The 18,519-nt window shown below is 40.1% G+C and carries 17 protein-coding genes; 3 read left to right on the top strand and 14 right to left on the bottom strand.

Annotation, left to right across the window (positions count from 1 at the left end):
- The first annotated feature begins 68 nt into the window (after positions 1 to 68).
- Positions 69 to 2,483, top strand: a complete 2,415-nt coding sequence (locus WA338_RS01305; RefSeq protein WP_336091735.1) for a hybrid sensor histidine kinase/response regulator — start codon at positions 69 to 71, stop codon at positions 2,481 to 2,483.
- On the opposite strand, the gene WA338_RS01300 is transcribed toward WA338_RS01305, so the two are convergent.
- The 8 genes from WA338_RS01300 to WA338_RS01265 all read right to left on the bottom strand — a co-directional run bounded on the left by WA338_RS01300 (position 2,473) and on the right by WA338_RS01265 (position 9,127).
- Positions 2,473 to 3,828, bottom strand: a complete 1,356-nt coding sequence (locus tag WA338_RS01300) for a sigma-54-dependent transcriptional regulator (protein WP_272987052.1) — start codon at positions 3,826 to 3,828, stop codon at positions 2,473 to 2,475. The genes WA338_RS01305 and WA338_RS01300 overlap by 11 nt on opposite strands.
- A 279-nt stretch (positions 3,829 to 4,107) precedes the next feature.
- Positions 4,108 to 4,431, bottom strand: a complete 324-nt coding sequence (locus WA338_RS01295) for a hypothetical protein (RefSeq protein ID WP_009778577.1) — start codon at positions 4,429 to 4,431, stop codon at positions 4,108 to 4,110.
- A 244-nt stretch (positions 4,432 to 4,675) separates the two neighbouring features.
- Positions 4,676 to 5,077: an alternative ribosome rescue aminoacyl-tRNA hydrolase ArfB gene (gene arfB / locus WA338_RS01290; RefSeq protein WP_336091732.1), complete on the bottom strand. Its 402-nt coding sequence runs from the start codon at positions 5,075 to 5,077 to the stop codon at positions 4,676 to 4,678.
- The gene (locus WA338_RS01285; RefSeq protein ID WP_009778574.1) at positions 5,077 to 6,621 is read right to left on the bottom strand and encodes a DUF4301 family protein; all 1,545 of its coding nucleotides are present in this window, start codon (positions 6,619 to 6,621) and stop codon (positions 5,077 to 5,079) included. The genes arfB and WA338_RS01285 overlap by 1 nt, the downstream gene beginning before the upstream one ends.
- Positions 6,618 to 7,133 carry an AAA family ATPase gene (locus WA338_RS01280; protein ID WP_009778573.1) on the bottom strand — a complete coding sequence of 172 codons (516 nt, stop codon included), beginning with the start codon at positions 7,131 to 7,133 and terminating at the stop codon, positions 6,618 to 6,620. Before WA338_RS01280 ends, WA338_RS01285 begins: the two co-directional genes overlap by 4 nt.
- A 5-nt stretch (positions 7,134 to 7,138) precedes the next feature.
- Complete coding sequence (gene pnuC / locus WA338_RS01275; protein WP_009778572.1) at positions 7,139 to 7,771, bottom strand: nicotinamide riboside transporter PnuC; 633 nt, start codon at positions 7,769 to 7,771, stop codon at positions 7,139 to 7,141.
- Position 7,772: 1 nt separating this feature from the next.
- Positions 7,773 to 8,498, bottom strand: a complete 726-nt coding sequence (locus tag WA338_RS01270; protein ID WP_009778571.1) for a geranylgeranylglyceryl/heptaprenylglyceryl phosphate synthase — start codon at positions 8,496 to 8,498, stop codon at positions 7,773 to 7,775.
- A complete protein-coding gene (locus tag WA338_RS01265; RefSeq protein ID WP_040532470.1) occupies positions 8,495 to 9,127 on the bottom strand; it encodes a 4'-phosphopantetheinyl transferase family protein in 633 nt (210 codons plus the stop codon). The genes WA338_RS01270 and WA338_RS01265 overlap by 4 nt, the downstream gene beginning before the upstream one ends.
- 57 nt (positions 9,128 to 9,184) lie before the next feature.
- Between WA338_RS01265 and ahcY the strand changes: the two genes are divergently transcribed.
- Positions 9,185 to 10,501, top strand: coding sequence for an adenosylhomocysteinase (gene ahcY / locus WA338_RS01260; RefSeq protein ID WP_009778569.1), 1,317 nt, complete (start codon positions 9,185 to 9,187; stop codon positions 10,499 to 10,501).
- Positions 10,502 to 10,556: 55 nt separating this feature from the next.
- On the opposite strand, the gene WA338_RS01255 is transcribed toward ahcY, so the two are convergent.
- A complete protein-coding gene (locus WA338_RS01255) occupies positions 10,557 to 11,438 on the bottom strand; it encodes a hypothetical protein (RefSeq protein ID WP_154648884.1) in 882 nt (293 codons plus the stop codon).
- A gap of 42 nt (positions 11,439 to 11,480) precedes the next feature.
- On the opposite strand from WA338_RS01255, the gene WA338_RS01250 reads away from it, so the two are divergent.
- Positions 11,481 to 11,819: a TM2 domain-containing protein gene (locus WA338_RS01250; protein WP_009778567.1), complete on the top strand. Its 339-nt coding sequence runs from the start codon at positions 11,481 to 11,483 to the stop codon at positions 11,817 to 11,819.
- A 75-nt stretch (positions 11,820 to 11,894) separates the two neighbouring features.
- Here WA338_RS01250 and WA338_RS01245 read toward each other — a convergent pair whose 3' ends face one another.
- The 5 genes from WA338_RS01245 to rplU all read right to left on the bottom strand — a co-directional run bounded on the left by WA338_RS01245 (position 11,895) and on the right by rplU (position 18,443).
- Positions 11,895 to 12,917 (bottom strand): phytase, encoded by a 1,023-nt coding sequence (locus WA338_RS01245; protein ID WP_336091727.1) that lies wholly within the window; start codon positions 12,915 to 12,917, stop codon positions 11,895 to 11,897.
- Between the two features lies 1 nt (position 12,918).
- Complete coding sequence (locus WA338_RS01240; protein ID WP_009778565.1) at positions 12,919 to 15,747, bottom strand: TonB-dependent receptor; 2,829 nt, start codon at positions 15,745 to 15,747, stop codon at positions 12,919 to 12,921.
- A 163-nt stretch (positions 15,748 to 15,910) separates the two neighbouring features.
- Positions 15,911 to 17,485, bottom strand: a complete 1,575-nt coding sequence (locus WA338_RS01235; protein WP_009778564.1) for a tetratricopeptide repeat protein — start codon at positions 17,483 to 17,485, stop codon at positions 15,911 to 15,913.
- A 183-nt stretch (positions 17,486 to 17,668) separates the two neighbouring features.
- On the bottom strand, positions 17,669 to 17,932 hold the full coding sequence (gene rpmA / locus WA338_RS01230) for a 50S ribosomal protein L27 (RefSeq protein ID WP_009778563.1): 264 nt from the start codon (positions 17,930 to 17,932) through the stop codon (positions 17,669 to 17,671).
- A gap of 25 nt (positions 17,933 to 17,957) precedes the next feature.
- Positions 17,958 to 18,443 carry a 50S ribosomal protein L21 gene (gene rplU, locus WA338_RS01225; protein WP_272987067.1) on the bottom strand — a complete coding sequence of 162 codons (486 nt, stop codon included), beginning with the start codon at positions 18,441 to 18,443 and terminating at the stop codon, positions 17,958 to 17,960.
- Positions 18,444 to 18,519 lie beyond the last annotated feature (76 nt).

Here is an 18,519-nt window from a genome sequence, read left to right as displayed (position 1 = left end):
AACAATAATTATGCTTTTATCAAAAAATTAAGGGCTTTTGTTTAAGCGAATCTTAATTTTAAAATTCTATGAAGAACACCAAGCGATCCATCACCCTCAAGGTCCTTACCGGCTATATCATGATTGGTTTGCTGGTATCGGTCGCTATTTATTTTATTTATCCACAGCTTAAAACTTTTATTTACCCGCCTAAAAAAGAGCAGGCGACCAATCAAAAACTCACCTTTACCAGCAATGCACTGAGTTATCTTTATGAGGCTGAAACCATAGGTAGGACTGCAATGGCTACCGGCTCGCAACAACAGTTTAAAGAATATCAGGTGCTGGTTGACAGTATAAAAATAGAGCTCGATTCCCTACAACGCCTCACAGAAACCAAAGAGCAGAACGAGCAGCTGGATAGTATCAAAATGCTACTCTCAAACAAAACGAGCAATATAAAGGCGATGGTGCGTTTACGCGATGAACAATACTCGCGTAATTATTACGACGAAGCCCTTGACGAACTCGTAAAAGAAGATATTTACTTTGAAGATTATGAGAACGATCCGCGCTTAGATTCGGTTGATCCTTATATCAAAAGTGTGATTGTAGATTTTAATGAATACATACGCAAAGACACGCGAGACGAAGATCAAGGCCTCAAATCGATGGCAGAAACCGTACGTAGAACGCTCTCCAAAATCGAAGAGCGTAAGAAGGAATTGGAACTTGACATTATAAACCGGGAGAATACTCTGCTGGCGAACGACCGCAGCATCAACCTTAAAATACGCAATCTTTTAAGCACTTTAGAACGTGAAGGCACATTCACTGCCAGACAACGTGAAGCCCTCTTAAACAGTAGAATTCAAGAGATTTCAAAAACGCTGAAGATCATTGGGATCCTTAGTGTTTCGCTTGCTATCGGATTTGTGATTATGATTTTTAAGGATGCTTCACGCAGCCAGCAATACAGTCGGGAACTCGAAGAAAGCAATGCGACAGCCCAATCGCTTTTAAAAAGTAGAGAGCAATTGATGGCAACCATAACGCACGATATGCGCTCGCCCTTAAACACGGTTCTAGGTTTTACCGATTTGCTGAAAAAAACCGCTGTAGATGCCAAGCAAATGCGGTATCTAGACACCGTACAAAAATCTGGCGATTACATCTTAAAACTGGTCAATGACCTGCTGGATTTTGCAAAGCTGGAAGCCGGAAAAATCAGCGTTGAAAAAGTACCCTTCAATCCTAAAAAGTTGATTGAAGATGTAATCGTCGTAAGCTTACCACAACCTTTAAAAACCGGAGTTGAAGTTCATACTGAAATTCCCGATGAACTGGACACTATCTTTTTAAGCGACCCTTTTAGGATCAAACAAATTCTCGCGAATCTCATCACCAACGCGTATAAATTCACCGAAGAAGGAAGCATCACTGTCGCACTGCACAAAGACGGAAAAAACCTAAGATTTAAAATAATTGATACCGGCTGCGGGATTCCTAAAGAGAAGCAACAGCTTATTTTTAAAGAGTTTTCACAAGCCGAAGAAACCACCCAGCGCAAGTATGGTGGTTTTGGTCTTGGTTTATCTATTTCCCAGAAATTAACCGAATTATTAGAGGGAAAACTTCAGCTGAAAAGTATTCCGGGGAAAGGGAGTACGTTTACTTTAATCGTTCCTGTGGAGCAAACTGAACATCAAGAACCAGCAGCTTTTGACCAGGATCTTTCCGAAGTTCATCTCGGCAGGCTTCAAAGTATCTTGATCATAGATGATGAGCCTGTTCAGCAACAACTTACTAAAGCTACTTTGGCTCCCTTCGACTTAAAAATAGATACCGCTTCTAATGGAAAAGAAGCACTAGAACTGATTAATAAAAACACATACGACCTTATTCTTTCAGACATTCAGATGCCGGTGATGAACGGTATTGAATTCATAAAAACACTAAAGTCAAACACTGAATTACAAGATATTCCGGTGATTGCTTTAAGCGGAAATGAAACCTTAAAACAGGCCGATTATAAGCATTTTGGCTTCTCCGAAAATCTAAAAAAACCGTACAGACCCAGTGCGTTGTTGCACATTTTAAAAGATTTTGGCGGTACTCAAATTGAAGAAAAAGAGAATATCACTATAGCCACAAAAGCAAGCGCATCTAGCGATCTTTATGACCTGAAGCAACTCAAAGCCTTCACCGCAGACGATGACGATTCGTTAAAAAGCATTCTTAGCGTTTTTGTTGAAAGCACCTCAGCAAGTTTGATTGAGCTGGACAAGCATCGAGCGCACCCGGAGCAAATCAATCAAATTGCACACAAAATTTCACCCATGATGCGCCAGCTTGAAGCAAATGAGGTAATTGCACTACTAGAACAATTAGAAAATCCAGAGTTAGCTCAAAGGAAAAAGCAGGAAATACAACGTATTATAACACAAAGCATCCAAAAAACTGAAGCGCTTTTGGAAGCTTTGAAGCAAAATGTTATAGCTTAATGTCGTATTGCTTCAGTTTATTATAGAGCGTTTTTCGATCTATATCAAGCAGACGAGCGGCTTTGCTTTTATTTCCGCCGGTTTTTTCAAGAGCATCTAAAATGCGCTCCTGCTCATTTTTTGCGTTGAATAATGCGTAATCGTCTTTTTTATCTTCAATCATGGCCACACGAATTTCCCGTGGTAACAATTCCTTCGGAATCACAGCTGCAGGAGCCAACAGCACCATACGCTTTACGATGTTTTTCAACTCTCTCAAGTTGCCCGGCCACGAATATTGAATCAAGGCTTCCACCGCATCCGGACTGAAGCCTTCTACTTCTTTCTCCAGCTCCTTATTGGCCTGATCTAGAAATAGATTTATAAAAAGCATCAAATCCTCCTGACGCTCCCGCAAACGCGGCACTTCAATTGAAAATTCATTCAGACGATGGTAAAGATCTTCTCTAAAATCTCCTTCCTTCACCGCTTCTTCAAGGTCTTCATTGGTTGCTGCGACCACTCGAATATCTACTGCAATTTCATTATTACTTCCAACAGGTTTGATCTTTCGCTCTTGCAAAGCCCGAAGCAATTGCACTTGAAGTTCGTAAGAAAGATTGCCTATTTCATCTAAAAAAAGGGTTCCGCCATTGGCTGCTTCAAAATGCCCCACTTTATCGTTAACGGCTCCTGTAAACGAACCTTTGACATGACCAAAGAATTCGCTCCCCGCGATTTCTTTAGGAATTGCGCCACAATCTACCGCAATAAACGGCTGAGCCTGACGCTTACTTTTATCGTGAATGCTTTTTGCAACATATTCCTTACCTGTACCGCTATCTCCAGTTATAAGAATAGACATGTTAGTAGGCGCAACCAGATCTATATATTGATTTAGTTTTGCCGAGGCATCACTTACTCCTTTTATGAATCCGGTTGGAGCTTGTGGTGCAGCAGTTGCTGACTTGGGAGCTTTTTTTGAAGTTTTCGGCTCTTCTTCAGCTTCAGCTTGTAAAGCTTTATCAACGATCTTTAAGAGTTCGTCTGGACGCACCGGCTTTGAAATATAATCAAAGGCCCCTTCTTTCATCGCTTCAACCGCCTTATTTACTTCGGCATAACCGGTCATAAGAATAACCGGTATGTTATTATAATCTTCCTTGATATGTTTAAGAATACTAAGGCCGTCATCATCAGGCAAACGCACGTCTGTAATCACCAAATCTACTGCGTGATTCGCCAAGATCTTATAGGCTTCGCCGGCTGCAAAAGCACTAATCAACTCATATCCCTTTTTTGATAAAAAGGTTTCAAGCATTTTACAAAATGCTACGTCATCTTCTATTAGTAAGATTTTTGACAAATCAATTAGTTTTAGGTAATCTATTTTGAAGCGAGCCTAGGAATCTCAAACTCCCTTAGCGGTATCGATAAAAGTACAAATACCACCCACTGTGGTAAACATTTAATTCGTAAAAAAAAGTTAAGGATTTTTAGGCGTGATAAGTAAACTACGTCTAGGCAATACTGAAAATATCAAAACCTTTTGTGGCGCCAATAAAAAAGCCCCGACTCACGCCGGGGCTTAAATTTGAATTTTTAACCACTCTAGTATTAAAAACTCAAATTAGGGAAACCTAACCTACTCTTTTGGCTCGATCCATTCACCTGCTGCATTAATATATGCAGTTTCTGGTTCTGCGTCTTCAGCTTCTAAGGTTAACTTAAACGTCTTGTTTTCGGCATCAACCCAAGCTTCTGTGACTTTAGCCCCTTCTTTATCTTCTGCTACCGCTTTGGTTACCGTATCTGGAAGATCTGCAACATCAATTTTGGTGTATCCTTCTACCGGTGCTTGCAACTCTGTGGTAGTTACTGCTACCTCTTCGCCTTCTTGTGCGTTTACATTTTCTGCTGCAAACAACATGGTTGCAGCTGCTGCTACGGTCATTACTAAATTTTTCATGATTCTATATTTTAATGTGTTTAATCTGATTTTAAAACCTTTAACATCAAAGGTTCGCTTAGATAAGTAGCAAAATCATACCATCATCAAAAAAGCTTCGGTCAAACCCATTAAAACCTTGTAAATGTGAATCTTGACAGAAATACATTTCAAAAAGGATTCTGTAGAAAAAAGAGAATTCCACAAAAAAAGTGTGGACATAATCCACACTTTTAAAGAATTTATTTAAAATACTTTCAATTCTTCAGAAAGAAGGCGGTTTGCGATTGGCTTTTTTCTCGGCATTGCGCTTTTTAGAATCTAGCCTGCGTTTTCTAGAAGCCAGAGAAGGCTTTGTTTTTTTGCGACGCTTCGGTTTTAGGAGTCCGTTTTCTAAAAGTCTAACGAGATTTTTAAAAACCTCATCTTTATTTTTATGTTGACTGCGGCTCTGATCATAAGACAAAACCAATTGATCATCGGTGGTAAGTTTGTTTTGTAAGCGTTTATATAAACGCTGCTTTTGATCTTCAGAAAAAACATTGGAGTCCTTAAGACTCCAATGTAACATAACTTTTGTAGATGTTTTATTTACGTGTTGCCCGCCCGGGCCGCTACTACGAACTGCCTTAAAATCACATTCCTGAAAGAGCGCTTCCTTATTCATTACGCTCCTGCCTGATGCGATGGTTTCAGTAAATCATTTACCGTCTTAACCGGATTGAACGTTTCCAGAGGCACTTCAACAAAAAGCGTGTTCCAGCGTGCCATGGCACCATTCCATAAGCCCGGAAGTTCTAAGGCTTTAATTTCGTTTCCACCATCGGTTTTATATGCGATAAAAGCCAGATCAGGGTTTACATAATCGAGCAGATTGTATTTTTCGCCTTTATAATTGCGCACTCCGGCAACAATATCTACCGGATTAAAATGCGTAGAATTTTTAAAGATCGCTTCTTGCTGGTCGTCTTTGTCATTTACCTGAGCGCTTTCAATAATTTGCAGCGCTACTTTTCCGCTTTCATCTTCAACCCAAAACGGGCCACCGCCCGGCTCGCCTTCATTCTTTACCATCCCACACACACGAATAGGACGATCTAGAAGCTCCTTTAAATAACTTTTCTTTTCTTCGTTAGAAAAAGATGCATAAGCCTCATCAATACGCGTACTGAAATCTTCTTTTAAGAACTTCACCAACTCTGCCAATTCACTTTCAGAAATAGAATCTTTATCTAAAAGTTCGGCATATTTAAAAACACTTTCTTGCTTTTTTAGCAGTAAACCGGCCAGAAAACGCTTTGTTCTAGACAATACCTGGATGTTATCCTGAACCAAAACATTGTCAATATTTTTAATAAAAACCACGTCTGCATCTACATCGTTTAGGTTTTCGATAAGTGCGCCGTGTCCGCCGGGTCTAAAGAGTAAAGAACCATCTGCTTTACGATACAATTTATTCTCCATCGTAACCGCCACCGTATCGGTTTCAGGCTTTTGAAAGGAATAATCAACATCAAAATTCACATTAGTCGTATTGCTCACAGAAGCGTGAATGGCGTCAAACTCCTTTTCAAAAGCCTCCTTGTGCTCTGGTGAAACTGTAAAATGTAAATCGGCTTGACCATTTTTTGCCGCATAGGCTGCTGCCTCATGCAAATGCTCTTCAAAAGCGGTTGCCATATATGCCCCGTAGTAATGAAAAGGAATCAGACCTTTAGGCAGATTACCGTAGTTCTCCCCATCTTCAGCCATCATCGTTTTGATAAAAGCATATTTTGTTGCGTTTTCATCCTTTTTTGTTTCCTCATCAAGACCATCGATAATGTGGTTGTAAAACGGAAACTTTTTATAGCCAGCAAAAAATGCTTGCATATGATCATCATCAGTGCGCTCGAGGTACTCGTCTATCGTTTCTTTTGAAGCATCATAGTCTTCTAAAAACTGATAGATCTTTTTAAACATACGGCTCGCAGCTCCTGAGGCCGGTGTAAATTTTAGAAGATCGAGTTCTGATTTTCTATCTTCATAATAGTCTAAATACGAAAGTTCTTCGGCATCAGACAATTTAAAAATCCCGTCTGCAACTGTTGCCGGCGCAACAAGTTTGACATTAGGTACCCCGTTTGTAAAAAGATCAATTTGTGATTTAACTTGTTCAGGAGTTAAACCGTGATCTTTGATTTCGTTGATTTCTTGGTCTGTAAAATTCAATTGAGTAAAGAATTTAAATGGTTGGTTATTAATTGCATTCGATCTTCTAAACTTCCTTTAACAAGCAGGTAGGGGCGGCCGTGTTTAATTAAAGAATGTTTAAAATAGGCGAACATTTCTTCTCGTTGATCTGGCCGGTCTCTTAAATCATCTGCCTGCCAGGGTGTATCTATGTACGTAAGCAAATACAGATCGTAGGTGTTTTCTAAAGCTGCTTTAGCAACTTCATCGTCACACCAGCCATCGTAGTATGCTTCACTATAAACCTTTGTTTCTAAAAGGTCTGTGTCACAAAATACTACTTTTTTTTCGGATTTTACGGCTGCATTTTCAAGCTTCATCTGGCCAATCGCAATGGGCAAGATATCCTGAGGCTCACAAATCTTCTGCTCAGCATCCCACTTCTGCTGAAGGTATTCCCGCGCGAATTCTGGCACCCAAGTGCCTTGGTAATATTCAGAAAGCTTTTTTGCAAGCGTAGTTTTCCCGGAACTTTCGGGACCGAAAAGCACGATTTTTAAGCAGGAACCGGACTGTTGTTGAGGTATTTTTTCCAAGCGACAAAACCATAAATAGCTAGTCCCGTAAAAATAAGATATTGAAAACTGGTAAATGTGAAACCTTTGTAAAAATACAGTGGTACAGAGATTATATCTCCCACGATCCAGTAGATCCAGTTTTCAATTTTACGCTTTGCCATGAGCCACATTCCAACAAAAAATACTGCTGTGGTAAAAGTATCTACATAAGCCGTCCAGCTCGTCCACTTCTCAAAATAGGTATAGACGCCAAATACAAAAAGCACGGTAGCCACAAAAATTATTACAGACCACAGGTGTTCTTTCGCCGTAGCTCTTGCGATTGGAGTTACATGTTCTTCATCTACTTTTCGCGTCCAGACATACCAGCCGTAAACACTCATCGAGAAATAATATACGTTGATCATCATATCTCCCAGAAGTCCCCATTTGAGTAATAAATACACAAAAATCGACGTGCTTATCATCCCCGTTGGATAAACGAGAATGTTATTTTGTTTGGAATACCACACAGAAAGCAATCCAAAAATCACCGCGATAATTTCGAGGATTATTGATGAGGTCTCATAATCTGCATATTGCCCAAAGAAAAAATCAAATACTGCACTCATACTAAAAATTTCCTTGTTCAAAAGCCGTTCCTACCACAACGAGATCTGCTCCCGCTGCATAAATAGCTTCAAGTTTTAATTGACTTCGTATGCCACCACCTACGATTAGCGGAATAGAAATCGCGTCTTTTACGGCTTGAATGATTTCTTCGGAAACAGGATTTAACGCGCCGCTTCCGGCCTCGAGGTAAATGAGTTTTTTACCTGAATATTCTCCCGCCAGCGCTGTGTCTACAATGCGTTGCACCAACTCTTGCGGAATCGCCTGCGTTTGACTCACGCGTTCTACCGTAGTTTGTTTTCCACCATCGATTAAAATATATCCGGTAGGAATGATCTCTAAGGCTGAAGCACGCAATTTTCCCACAGATTGTATTTGCTGCCGAATCAAATACTCCGGATTTTCTCCAGATAAAAGACTTAAGAACAAAATTCCATCTGCCGCTGCAGTTATTTGCCGGTAATCTCCAGGAAACAAAAGCACCGGTAAAGAAGTTTTTTGTTTGATCAAATTAACCGCGACCTGTGTTTGTGCTTGTGTAGCGGTGCTTCCCCCAACGAGAATGTGTGTAGTGAATTCGGGTAGCTTTGAAAGCTGCTGCGTCAAAAACGTTTCAGAAAGTTCTTCGGGATCAAAAAGTATGGCAAAAAGCGGTTTTTCAGCTTCAATCGATTTTAAAAGCGCTGAATAAATACTGGTTCCGCTATGCGCTAATTTTTCGATCATAATGCCTGAGCATAAACACATGTAAAGCCTTCAAACTCCAGGAAATCAATAGCATATTTGCTGTGCTTTCCGTGGTAATTGATTACCGCATCGGTTTTATAATCCTCAAAATCAAAATTGGTAACGTTGATGTGTTGAAGAAAACTCAAGCCTTTCACTCCGTAAATCTTATACAATGCTTCTTTAGCACCCCAAACGATCGTAAGCTTTCTAATTACTGCATCATCATTTGCCAAGGTTCGGTATTCTTTGAGTGGTGTAAAACGGGAAGCGATGCGCAAGATCTTATCGCGTTGCATTTCAATATCAATGCCTACCTCAACCGTTGCACTCACGATAATCGCGGTAAAATTGTAAGAATGCGTTATCGAAATGTATTTGCCATCTTTAAGATGCGGCTTACCATTTTCGGTGTAATACAGATCGTGATCGGTATAACCGGCCACGTGCAACAAGTGCCGTATGCTTAAAAATCCGCGCTGATGCAATTGCGATTTCATACTTTCAAAACGCGCCTGACAATGTTGTGTAAGATTCACATTTTCAGACAAGGTCTCAACAGATTCTTCCACCTTCCAGATGTAAACCTGAGTGCTAGGATTGGGCGTTATAGTTTTGAAAAGTGGCACGTTAACTAGTAGATATTACGTATTTTTGCAAAAAATAAGAATTGTAAATATAAGATTATGTCAACGAAAACCGTGCAGTACGTTCCTTATAAAGTCAGAGATATTTCTTTGGCAGCTTGGGGAAGAAAAGAAATAGAACTTGCCGAAGCTGAAATGCCTGGCCTTATGGCTTTGCGTGAAGAATATGGCGCAGAACAACCTTTAAAAGGTGCTCGTATCGCGGGCTGTTTGCATATGACCATACAAACCGCTGTTTTAATCGAGACGCTTGTAGCGCTAGGTGCAGATGTTACCTGGAGTTCTTGTAATATTTTCTCTACTCAAGATCACGCTGCTGCTGCAATTGCTGCTGCAGGAATCCCGGTTTATGCCTGGAAAGGAATGAACGAAGAAGAATTTAACTGGTGTATCGAGCAGACCTTATTTTTTGGGGAAGAGCGCGAGCCGTTAAATATGATTCTTGATGACGGTGGTGATTTAACCAATATGGTTCTTGATGAATACCCAGAACTTGCTGCTGCAATTAAAGGTCTTTCTGAAGAAACCACTACCGGAGTTCACCGTTTATATGAGCGTATGAACAAAGGCACGTTGCCTATGCCGGCGATCAACGTGAATGACAGTGTAACCAAGTCTAAGTTTGATAATAAATTTGGTTGCCGCGAGAGTGCAGTAGACGCGATACGTCGTGCTACCGATGTAATGCTTGCAGGAAAACGCGTTGTGGTTTGTGGTTATGGTGATGTAGGTAAAGGTACCGCTGCTTCGTTTAGAGGTGCAGGTTCTATAGTAACCGTTACCGAAATTGATCCTATTTGTGCGCTACAAGCGGCAATGGATGGTTTTGAAGTAAAGCGTTTAGAAACGGTTCTTGACAAAGCTGACATTGTGATCACCACTACCGGAAATAAAGATATCGTACGTGCTGAGCACTTTAAGGCGATGAAAGACAAAACCATCGTGTGTAACATAGGCCACTTTGATAATGAGATCCAGGTTGCTTGGTTAAATGAAAACTATGGTGACACTAAAGACGAGATCAAACCTCAGGTTGATAAATATACCATCGACGGGAAAGATATTATTCTTCTTGCTGAAGGACGTCTGGTAAACTTAGGTTGCGCAACCGGTCACCCAAGTTTTGTGATGAGTAACTCGTTTACTAACCAAACTTTGGCACAGATCGAGCTTTGGAAAAACAGCGACAACTACGAGAATAAAGTATATATGCTGCCAAAACATCTTGATGAGAAAGTTGCTGCTTTACACTTAGAAAAAATAGGTGTTGAGTTGACGCAACTTAACGAAGAGCAAGCTGAATACATCGGTGTAACCGTTGAAGGACCTTACAAGCCGGAGTATTACAGATACTAAAATTAATTCTACAATTAAGAGATTAAGCTATAAAACCCTCGCAGTACTGCGGGGGTTATTTTTTTACCAGCGTCATTTGCGCGTGTTCTCCTTCTTTTAAATTGGTGATGGTACGCACAAAATTGCGACTGTCTTCCACTTCTAATCGCACAGTATTGGGAGACGAAGTTCCTTCGCTTACCGCTTCTACTCTAATTTTAGTTTCTACATTTTCAAGATCGAATTCTAAGTATTTGATCTCGTGCAGCACCGTATAATTTTCTAAAACCGGTTTGTCATCTACATAAAGATTGATCACATCGCCATCTTCTTTTCCCGCATCATAGATCGCGAGTTTTATTTTTTGGTCGCGCGTGAAAATATTCAGGTTTTCATCTTTTGCAATGATGTTACGTGTGAGGGTGTCAAGCACCTTAGCTACCTTGATATTTTTCTTAATAGAATCTGAAAATTTACGGGAACGCTGTACCACTTTATCTATTTTCTCAACACGCTTTTTTACCTCCTGACCAGAGTTTACAATGATCATTCCGTCGAGGCAAGAAGTACCGTCTGCATACAGCCCTTTAAAATCTCCGCTGAAGGCTTTGACCCGATCTAAATTGCGCACCTTTCCTTCAAAGTTTACAAAGCAAAAATCTTTTTGTACAACAGGTGACTTTGTGTACACAATGTCGTATTCTTCAAAGCTTAGCAGGTTTTCATCTTCATTGTAATAGCCTTTAATGTTTGATTTAGTTTCGTGCTTTCCGGCAAAATCGGTAAGAGAATATCCTTGTATAGAATCGTTGACACGGTCAAACAAAACCTTGTAACTAATGAAGGAAGTATCATTTAATTTGATGACGCCAAAGAACTCATATTCCTGTGCCTGAAGCGCAGTTGTAAAAGTTAAACATATCAAAAACAGGAATAATCGAAAGGAAGGATTTCTCAAAATAGCGTACTTTTTATGATAGTTTAATTAAACTTAGATCTTATGAATTTCAAAATTATCTTTTCACTGGCACTTCTGCTAATGATTTCAACAACAACTTTTGCCGGCTTTCCTGTAGAGCGTGTAGCAAAAGCAACCACTGAAGTTAACGCTGCTGCTGAAGCTTCAAGCGAACTTATTTCTCCTGCTGCTGTAGCGGCAGATCGTCAAACCGTTGCCATCTTACTTTGGTTATTTTTAGGAGCCTTTGCAGCACACAGATGGTATTTAGGCAGTCCTATTTTATGGAACATCATCTTTATCTTAACCGCAGGATTCTTTATCGTAGGTTGGGTTATTGATGGTATCGAAATCATTACCGGAACCTACCCAGGATTATAATCCGTATTATTTTAAAAACTCAAAAACCCGCCAAAATTGGCGGGTTTTTTTATGAACTATGATTTGAGGCAGCCTTTATTTCAGCTTACCCAAGTCGTAATAGTAAAAGGTTCCGTCGTCATTCATCGCGACAAACAAGCCGTTTTTAAAGGTGTCATTTAAAGGCACGGTGACCGCTTCACAACCATCGGTTTCTGTTGTCGTGAGATTCAATACATTGATCAATTCATTGGTTTTACGGTCGTAAATATTGAATTGTCCCTGCTGCTGATCTGACACAATGATCATCCCACTTCCGTCCTCGTAAGCTGCGATCGCGATCCCTTCAATATCTTCTAAGAAATCTTCTTGACCAAATGCGGCGAGTTGCTCATTTCCTTTAGAAGGCTCTGCATAATATTTTTTTACGCTATCTCCTTCATCAGAATAATACACAAATCCCAGCGCATCATCAACAGCAATAGCTTCGATCTCTTTTTTACCGCTGAAGTTTCCAAACTTGCGCACCAACTCAAAACCTACCAGACTGTCTGATTGAGTTGTGATCTTATATTGATACAGATAGTTTTCTAAAGGTCCTGTTTTACGGCCAACAATCGCATAGAATGCTCCGTCAGCAGCCGATTTGTACAAACTCACACCCATAGGATACTGAAATTCCTCATTAGCGTCATCAGCAAACACCGGAAAACCACCACCGTCTAAAGGTTGCATATCAGGCACCGAATAAATACGTAACATTTTACGCTCTCTTTCGGTAAACGCGATGATATCGGTTTGTGTAGAATCGGTTACCGGAAAACCGTAACGCAAATCCACATTGTTAGGACGCTGAATATTGGGAATTGATTTCTCAGGAATAATCTTTCCTTCAAGATCAAAGGCAAAAATACCACCATCTGTGTCCTTATCGGTACCAAAAACGATGCTTTGCGACGCATCTTCCGGATTGATCCAGATCGCAGGATCATCGGTATCATACTTTACGTGTTCGGTAATAATATCCGGTTTAATTTCTGGCAGTTGCGATTTTTTGCTTCCGCAGGAAAATAAAACCACTGCCGCGCCTATGGCGGCGATATACTTTAAATTTCTCATTCTAGAATAAATCATATTTTACACCAAAAGTTAAACGCGTGCTGTAGTATTCCATTTGCATAGTACGGTTTCTAGCACCTTGGTAGTAACGTAAGGGTTGGTTAGTAATGTTGTTTAGGTTAGCATACACCTGAAGGTTTCTTGACAAGAAAACAGTCGCGTTAAAGTCTAAGAAAAACTGCTCGTCATAAAAACGATCTTCAAAAGCGTTACCTCCTAATTCGTCGATATATGCATCAGAATAATTTCCTGAAAGACGCGCGCTAAACCACTTATCTGCATACGAGATCGACGCGTTAAACATATTAGGTGAAGAACCAGGCAAGTCAAGGTCTCCGCGCATATCACCGTCTTCGTTAGCAATACCTTTTGCTTCAGAATTTAGGTAGGTATAGTTAGCATAAATCCCAAAGTTTTTAAGGAATCCCGGAAGGAAATCAAGCTGACGCTGAAAGGCAATCTCTGCACCAAAAATACGCGCTTTATCTCCGTTAAGCGGCTGGTACAATTCATAACCCGTACTTTCTTCTTCTGAAACGCTCGTGTAAATAAAGTCATTTAAGTCTTTATAAAACACACCTCCCGAAAGAATACCCACAGAACTGAAATACTTCTCAGCCATAAAATCGAAGTTCATCGAAGTAGTAGGATCTAACTGTGGATTACCAATGGAAACCTCATCATCTTCACGCTGTCTGTAAGGTACAAGGTCGATGTAGTTAGGTCGCGCTAATGTATTGGTCCACGCAAAGCGTAACACCGTATTTTCTGAAGCGTTGTATTTAAAATGTACACCAGGCAATACGTTAGTATACGAACTCTCGTCGTTGATTTGTGTAAAAGCTTCCGGCTCGTCCACGTCAAAGTTGTTACCCGTACTTTCTATGCGCGTATTTTCAACACGAAGACCTACAAGTACGCTCAATTTGTCAGAAAGTTTCTGATTGGTCATCACATAACCGGCGTATACATTTTCGGTCACATCAAAGTTGTCACCAAGATATTCATCAGGAAGTGCTTCACCTTCAAAAGCAGCAGCATCATTTAAATTAAGACTTCCCAAATATTCCGGAGAAGCAAACACTCCCGGATTGTATTTTGTTCCTGCCAGAAAATCATTGTCATTATAAATACGCTGATCTACCATCGCAAGATTGTCTAAAGCGCCGGTAAGCGGTGAATATTCAAAGAAGTTATTGGCTCTGTTTTTATTTTTGAAACGGCCACGCACACCAAATTTCACGCTACCATCACCCTGAGCAAAGAAATCTGCAGGAAGTTCAAAATTTGCAAAGAAATTGATGTCTTTTTCTTCAGTAAACTGGTATTCTTCAGTAAGCTCGTCTAATTCAAATTCGCTGAAATCTTCTGCAGCAGCTGGCGTATGAATAGGTTTGCGCGTGTCGTTGATCTCGTTATTGATTCCGTATTCGGTAGCATACACTAAGTAACGCTCGTTAGGACGCTCTTCTGAAGCTTTTGCATAAGAACCCATCCACGTGAACTTCAGGTTTCCAAAAAGGTGATTTCCGCCTAAACTATAGTTTTGCATACGCTGGTCCTCAAGACGTCTGTTTTGAATTCTTCCACCGGGAATACCACCTTTAGTCTCGCGTTTTGCTTCTACCGGAAAACGAGCAGGTGTACCGTTTACGATCTCAAAATCGCCTTCCATAATGTCTTCTGCATCTAAAACTTCGGTTTCAAAACGGAATCTATTCTCGCGGTCATCGCGCCAGTTATACATCGTTTTTAAATAGATCTCATTGTTTTCATCAAAGTTATAATCAAAATTTGCTGAAAAACTGCGTCGCACACGCTGTACTAAATATTTGCGATTCTCATAAACATTCGCGTACGGATTCACTTCCATCTCCACCTCTTCACCGGCAGCGTTGGTATATTCAAAAGTGTCTGTCCATTCTGCTTCAACATTATCACTTCCAAAGTCATTATCGTTGATCGATGCTGAAACCATCCAACCAAACTTCTTGTTTTTTGAACGATCACCTACTAAGAACGATCCGCTTAAGATGCGTTTATCAGTAATAAAATTAACTCCTGAACCACCCGTTGCCGAAAGTCTAAAACGCTGCGGCGTAGAACGTGTCACCAAGTTTACAGATCCACCTAAAGCGTCTGCATCCATATCCGGCGTTACCGCTTTATTCACTTCAATAGTCTGGATCATATCAGAAGGAATAAGGTCCATCTGCACGTTACGATTATCTCCTTCTGCCGAAGGAATACGGCTTCCGTTTAAGGTTACCGAGTTTAATTGTGGTGCAAGACCACGCACGATTATATTACGCGCTTCCCCTTGATCTACTTGCATCGTGATCCCCGGAATACGCTTTGTCGCGTCACCAATATTGGCATCAGGGAATTTCCCGATTTGATCTGTAGAGACCACATTGGTGATATTTACATTGTTTTTTTGTGTGTTCAATGCTCTTGCCTGACCGCCTGCGCTAAAACCTACAAGTTGCACATCGTCGAGTTGCGTTTCTTCTGAAGCCAATAAAATAGAAACCGAGGTGGTTTTGCCTGCATTAACCATCACCTCTTTAGTGAAATCTGCGAAACCTAAATATTTTATGGTAAGCGTGTGGTTTCCTTCAGGAACTTCAACAAAGGTAAATTTCCCATCTTGGTTAGAAACAGCTCCTTTATTAAGGTCATCTATCATCACCGCGGCACCCGGAACATTGATACCGTATTCATCTGTAATTACCCCCTGAATAATGCCCTCTTGTGCAGATAATCCGGAATAATTTAAGGTAAAAAGTAGCGTTACAACAAGCAACTTTAGACTAGTAATTATTTTCATGTTTTTGATGTTTTGTTTGCACCAAATTTACCTGAGCCCTTTAAATACGGGCTAAACTAAAGTCTAACAAATTGTAAAGAATCAAGAAATTGCAGGCTACAACAAGGCAACAATTACCTAAAGTTTACACAGGCATAACCTTGAAGCAAAACAAGAGGCGTTTCTATAACTTTAACATAAAAGTTACGAGTTCGTCCTGACTCTCCAGCGGTAATTTTTTACGAAGACGGTAGCGCGCCACACGCACACTATCTGGTGTAATGCGCAGTACGGAAGCGATTTCTTTTGAAGAAAGCCCCAATCGAAGCAGCAAACACAACCGAAGCTCTGTTGCTGTTAATTTCTGTAATGCGATCTGATTAAGCTTTTTTGTAAAATCTGGATGAATCTCATCAAACAAACTCATAAACTGATCCCACTCGTCCTCTTCTTGCAAATGCACATTGAGATCATTAGAAAGCTCATGAAGTTTGCTTGGAATATCCATTCGCTTGCGTGTACTCAGTTTTTGTAGCGTACCCGAAACTTCCTCCAGCAGCTTGTTCTTTTGAGCCAAACTCAAACTGTATTTAGAAAGCGCAGCGGTCTTAAGCTGAATTTGATTTTGCAGATTTTGTTCGTGAGCTGCTTTGGTTTCTAGTTCTGCTTCTAGTGCGCGTTGTTTGTACAACTCAACGTCCAATCTTGCTTGTCTTTTTCTTTTCTGAACATAAAAAAACAGCACTGTTGTAGCAATGAGAACAATAATGAGCAGCAACAGTCCAACAAACTTAATCTGTGCCGTTTTGTTTTTTGCCTCAAGCAAATCGATCTTCGCTTGCTTTTCTTTGGTATCGTATACCGTTTGCAAGGCATTAAGCTGATTAAAGTTTTGAGAATAAAATTGCTTTTCTACCAGATCTTGATAGGCTAACGCATAATGATGTGCCTGCTCAAAATCCTGGGATAAGGCATATGCTTTTGCCAGATCTTTATACGCGCTTTCAACCTGATGAGCATTTTTATAGGTCTCAGCCAGGGCTAAAGCTTCTTGAGTTTTAGCAATGGCTTGCGCGTAGTTTCCCTTTTTTCGGTAGACATCAGCAAGGTTATTTAATGCGTTGACCTGCGCTTCATTTCCCGCATTTTTAAAATAACTGAAGGCTTTCTCAAAATAGGAATAGGCCTTATCATAATCCTCAAGATCCTCGTAAATACTACCAATGTTTTCAAGAACAGCAGCCTCTCCTTGAACATCTTTAAGATCTCTATAGATTTGTAAACTTCGCTGCTGAAAAGTCAGTGCCTTTTCAGGCTGCTCCTGCTTTTCCCAGCAAGTTCCCAAAAGCTGGTAACTCTTTGCCTGAAGCTGTAAAAAATGTTGTTTTTCAGAATACCCTAAACTGCTATTTAAAAGTTCTGCTGCTTTTGTGTAGTTACTAAGGGCAATGTAAATTTCTGCCAGCTCATTTTTTACTGTCGCGGCAAACTGACTGCTGTGATTTGCATTTTTGGTAAGCGCTGCATTGTAATGCGTGACCGCCTCTGTGTAGATCTGACTCTGTTTATAAAAACGTGCTAAATCTAAGTGCGCAAGACTTAATTCCTTTTCATCTTGTCTCTTTTTCGCCGAATCTAATCGGCTCTTGTACGCATAGAACACAGAATCTTCAAAAATGAGAAAACGCTCTTTATTTTGCTGCGCCTGAAGACCACTAGTCGCTAAAAAAACGATGATAAAAAAGAAATACCTCAACATTGCTTCTGCTTAATCGAGCAATATACCGGTCTAATGTTACCTGATTATTAGATTAAGTTTAAATCAGAACCGTAAACTACCTCGAGGCAAGCCTAGGAGTATTTGAACCTCTGTCGGCGCCAAAAAAAAAAGCCTCATTGTCTCTTGCGACAATGAGGCTTCTATACTAGTAACAAACGTTTCTTAAGCTTCTGCAGTAGGAACTACAGATACATAAGATTTGTTGTCTTTCTTTTTAGTAAACTTAACGATACCGTCTACTTTAGCATGTAAAGTGTGATCTTTTCCACCGTAAACATTTTCACCTGGGTGATGTGTGTTACCACGTTGTCTAACGATGATGTTACCTGCTACTGCAGCTTGACCACCAAAAATCTTAACACCTAGACGTTTCGATTCTGATTCTCTACCGTTCTTCGAACTACCGACTCCTTTTTTGTGTGCCATTTTATTTTAAGTTTTTAGTAGATTATTATTTACTTAAAGCTTCAATTAATTCGGCTTTTTTCATTGAAGAATATCCTTCAAGACCTTGTTCTTTAGCCATTTCTTTAAGTTCAGCTACAGTGTGCTTACTTAAATCATCAGAAGATTCAGCTTTTGCTTCTTCTTTTTTCTCAGCTTTAGGAGCAGCTTTTTTGCCTCCTTTTAAAGAAATATCGCCAATTACAATCTCAGTTAAAGATTGACGGTGACCATTTTTCTTCTTATAACCTTTACGTCTTTTCTTTTTGAAAACAATTACTTTGTCTCCTTTTAAGTGACGTGAAATCTTTGCTCCTACTAGAGCTCCTTCTATAGCCGGGGCGCCTAAAGTGATGTTGTCACCATCTCCTGCCAAAAGAACTTTATCAAAAGAAACTTCGTCTCCTTCTTCTCCTGCCAAGCGGTTCACAAAAACCTTCTGGTCTTTTGCAACTTTAAATTGCTGCCCTGCTATCTCTACAATTGCGTACATAGCGTAATTATTAAAAAATAGTTTTTAAAATTCTCAAACCTTCTGGTTTAAGAGGGCGCAAATATACAGCTATTTA

Source organism: Leeuwenhoekiella sp. CH_XMU1409-2, from assembly GCF_037029365.1.
Classification (GTDB): Bacteria; Bacteroidota; Bacteroidia; order Flavobacteriales; family Flavobacteriaceae; genus Leeuwenhoekiella; species Leeuwenhoekiella blandensis.
Note: the sequence above shows the minus strand (reverse complement) of the source record. Positions and strands in the feature narration are given on the sequence as shown.